This window comes from Gordonia sp. i37, assembly GCF_002043085.1.
Classification (GTDB): domain Bacteria; phylum Actinomycetota; class Actinomycetes; order Mycobacteriales; family Mycobacteriaceae; genus Gordonia; species Gordonia polyisoprenivorans.
Window position 1 is genome coordinate 1 of sequence record NZ_MVPX01000521.1, and the last position, 3,730, is coordinate 3,730.

General features: G+C 63.0%; 3 protein-coding genes. 1 reads left to right on the forward strand and 2 read right to left on the reverse strand.

What is annotated here, in order from left to right:
* The first annotated feature begins 341 nt into the window (after positions 1 to 341).
* A complete protein-coding gene (locus tag B1964_RS25960) occupies positions 342 to 1,076 on the forward strand; it encodes a response regulator transcription factor (RefSeq protein WP_139765870.1) in 735 nt (244 codons plus the stop codon).
* 84 nt (positions 1,077 to 1,160) lie between these two features.
* Here the strand turns inward: B1964_RS25960 and B1964_RS25965 are convergent, their stop codons facing one another.
* Both B1964_RS25965 and B1964_RS25970 read right to left on the reverse strand, forming a co-directional pair.
* Positions 1,161 to 2,189: a ThiF family adenylyltransferase gene (locus B1964_RS25965; RefSeq protein WP_079931862.1), complete on the reverse strand. Its 1,029-nt coding sequence runs from the start codon at positions 2,187 to 2,189 to the stop codon at positions 1,161 to 1,163.
* The gene (locus tag B1964_RS25970; protein ID WP_253194202.1) at positions 2,189 to 3,610 is read right to left on the reverse strand and encodes a hypothetical protein; all 1,422 of its coding nucleotides are present in this window, start codon (positions 3,608 to 3,610) and stop codon (positions 2,189 to 2,191) included. The genes B1964_RS25965 and B1964_RS25970 overlap by 1 nt, the downstream gene beginning before the upstream one ends.
* Between the last annotated feature and the right edge of the window lie 120 nt (positions 3,611 to 3,730).

Below are 3,730 nucleotides of genomic sequence, written 5' to 3' on the forward strand. Positions count from 1 at the left end.
ATGCACGCCCGATAGCCCGCGTCCTCGACCAAAGCCACCATCGCGACGTCTGTCAGGTCATGGCACGCACCCACCACAACCGGAGCGTCCGCCGCGCGATGGGTTGGGGCATTACGCACTTGATCGGCTTGAATCGTCATCGGGCATCTCCGGTGGCAGATGGGACAGGCGGTGCAGGCGCAATGTGCGCCGGTCGGCAAACCCAAGCATCAACTGTTCGGCCCGAGAGTTCACGACCGTCCGAGACCCGTCCCCAGCGACTTTTCTTCATCTAACCCCTAAATACCCACTTCCAATGCCTGATCACGCATACATCTGACCAATAAGGCATGATTACGCATGTGACCGCTGGTTTGCGTATCCTCATTGCCTCCCCTCTCGGACACGTCGTGGCCGCACCGCTGCAGTCCGCATTCGACGACGTCACAGTGGTGGTGGCACGAGATCGCAACGAGTTTCTGAGCTCAATCTCGGCCCGTGTCCGTTTCGACGTGGTTAGCGCGGACCTGGTATTCAACCGGGCCGACCTGGAGTGGACCTTTGACGGCCTGGATGTGATCGAGGGCTTGCGAAGCGCCAACAGACTGGCTCCGGTCCTGCTCGCGACGCAAGGTCACTCGATGGAAGAGGACCACATTGCCGAAGCGCGGTTACGTTCAGACGTATCGGGTGTGGTGGCAAAGTCAGACGGCCTTGCGGTGTTCGTGGATGCACTGAAGACAATCGCTCTGGGACAGCGTCTGCCTGCGCCTCCTCCGAAGAGTCCCCGCCCCGCCCTGTTTGAGTTGTTCGGCGGCCGGCGCGGGACAACTGCGGCGCGCATGGCCGGTGCCATCGCGTCGGGCAACGCCGTCGACAACGCTTCCCTCGCCGTCGCCGCTCGCGTATCCCCGAACACCGCGAACAAGGTCGCCACCAGCTATATCGGGCCATTGATGCGGGCGCGCCACGAGCACGACGAACGGCTCACCCTCACGCAGCCCTCGGTGTACCGCTGGTGCGGCCTTCACGCCCGTTACATCGTCAGTTGGTGCCGACGACATGGCCATTCGGACGTGCTCGAGCTCCCACGCTGAGCTATCAGACACGACGGCGACGGGTGACCAACCCGCCGGTGTGGGTACCTCACGACGCGGCGCTGGTACCCACAACCGGGGGTGCTATACGGAGCCGAGGAGAAGTTCGTCGATGCGGACGCGGGCACGGCCCGAGAGCACGGTGTCACCACAGACAATTCTGCGTGCGACACATGCCCCGACCGCGCCGGCGACCGTGGAGGCCGTTCCCAGTTGCGGCCACGACGGAATCCGCCGGCCCACCACGGCGAGCGCCTCGGACACCCGCGAGGAGATGTCGTCGCCGACGATCGAACCGACGAGCCGCATCCGGTGCCTCGGATCGCGCAGATCAGCCTCACACCAGGATTCGATATCGCCCACACTTCCGTGGAACGCGGGGTAGTCTGGATCGAGGTCATAGCGCTCGACGTCGACGATGACGTTGTCGCCGTCGTCGGTCACCATGACCAGGGGCGCGCCGGCAGCGCGTGCCTGTCGGCGGAGTTCAACCTTCGTGGGAAGGTCATCGACTTCTTCGAGGACGACGCCTGCCCGCGGGACTCCCTCTCCGCCAGATACGAACTCCCGAGCTGTCGATGGCGTGACCCCGGAGCTGAACACATCCACGCTCAAATACGGATCCGTCTCGAGCATGCGCCGATGCGCCAGTAGCGACTTCTCCATCCCGAGATCACAGACCGAACCGGTCAACCTGTTGAGGTTGGTCACGCCGAGGGTGTCACAGTCGGCGATGCGGAAGCGACGGCCCCCCGTGAGCACGCATGTGTGCAACAGCGAGGCACCGACGCTGAGGCCTGCCACCGCAATCGTTGCCTCAGCCCACTGCTGCTGTTCGGTATCGGTGATGAGGTACCGGTTGCGGCCCGTGCGGAGACGATGAAACATGCCGGAGTCCGGGAGACGTACCAGCGTTGCACGCCACGGGAAATGGATCCATCGCGTGTGCGCATCGGGGTTGTCGCTGTCGATGGCGGGAAGGCCGGAGTCGAGTGCAGCCATCGCCGCGTACTCGTTCACGGCATCGGGCCAGGTGTCGACGATCCGAACATGACCTGCGGTCAGTTGTGTGACACGGCCACGATCTTTGCAAGGGTGCAGGATCTCGATCATCACGCCACCACCACATAGGCCTGCTTCACATCGGCACCGAACGGCCCTGTCCCGTACGCGTGTAGTGTGATTCGGGGTTGGCAGCGGTCATCATCACGTTCGTCATCCAACGCTCGGAACTCCTCGTTGTTGGCTCGCAGCGACGACCGGCAGAGCCGAGAGAGTTCCTCGGGCAAGTCGTGCCCAGGTGACATCACCCCCGCCGCAAGCTCCACGTCGATCCTCAGGACCGGCTGATGATCTCCATCAGGCAGCCCGCTGACCCGGAACTTGTTCGTGATCATGTTCGCGACAGAGGGGTTCTCGAACGCCGGCACAAGGTCGCGCGGGTAGATGTTCGACGAGTAGAACGTCGTCGCGACGTCCGGCCTCCCGGTCAGCACGATGTAACCGGCATCAGGTTCAACGGCCTCTGCCAGCTCCGCGTGTGGGCACCGCTGCAAGAGAACGCCCAACTCCTGACCAGTGAACACCTTCCCGGTGTCGTTGATGCGGTAGCGAATCAGGGGAAGCGTTGAGTCAATGGTGAACAGCAGATGTCCGTCGGCATCAACCTCGGTGAACAGCCTCATCGGATTGAACTCAACAAACGTTGGCAGAGTGAGACTTTCGGCGCCAAACAGGCGCTTGCCCAGCTCGGTACCCGGTATAGCGGCCCGACGCAATGCAATGGTCAACGGTGTCTCGTGGCCCATCACACCCGCTTCGGCCGTCCCGTACATCACGCACACCCGGCGGTACTGGCCTGCGCGCCCGATCCGCTTCAGCACATGGTCACGCCACGTCTCCGTAATCGCTTCGCCCGCAAGCAGGATGCTGATGTCCTGGGCAAGCGCACTTTCGGGTGCCTGATCCAGGACGTCCTTCACCAGCGGCGGATACCCGGCGATCACCACCTTCTCGTAGTACGGCGCGAGTTCACTGAGATTCTTCACGGCCGCCCGGACATCGATTCCGGGTGTTGTCGCCGACACCCGATGTCCGCGAGCACGCAAGCCCAACACCGCCTGGTAGCTATAAGTGCCTCCGATCCACGTCCCCATGGCAAAACACACGATGACCAGCGTAGAACGATCGCCAACCTCGAAGTTCTCCGACAGTATCCGCCCGTAGATCTCGACACTCTCCGTGGCCGCAGCGCGATCCCGAGGAAAGAACGTCGGGCCGCCAGTCGACCCAGAGGTCGCCGACCACGTTCCCGCTCCAGCGATGTCGCCGTTCCAGACCATGTCCGAAAGTGACCGTCGCCGAAGATAATTGATCTTGGTGGTTACCGGAAGCGCCTCAAACTCTCGGGCACTTCCCACCGGCCGACCATCTCGGCCGTGCGCGCAGACGTGCTCCTGGTAGGCGGGGATGTGCGCGAGCGCACGGTTGGCCAAACTGATCGCATGGTCGAGATCCGGGGTTGTGGTGGTCATGAGTGGGTTCATGGTTTCCTCCTGTCGTCGTGACCTGGAGGCCGTTTCCCCACGCTGGTATCGCCACTGGGGTTGACCCCGTTTCCCGGACATCTTGATGGCCAGTGTGAGGCTGGCGGG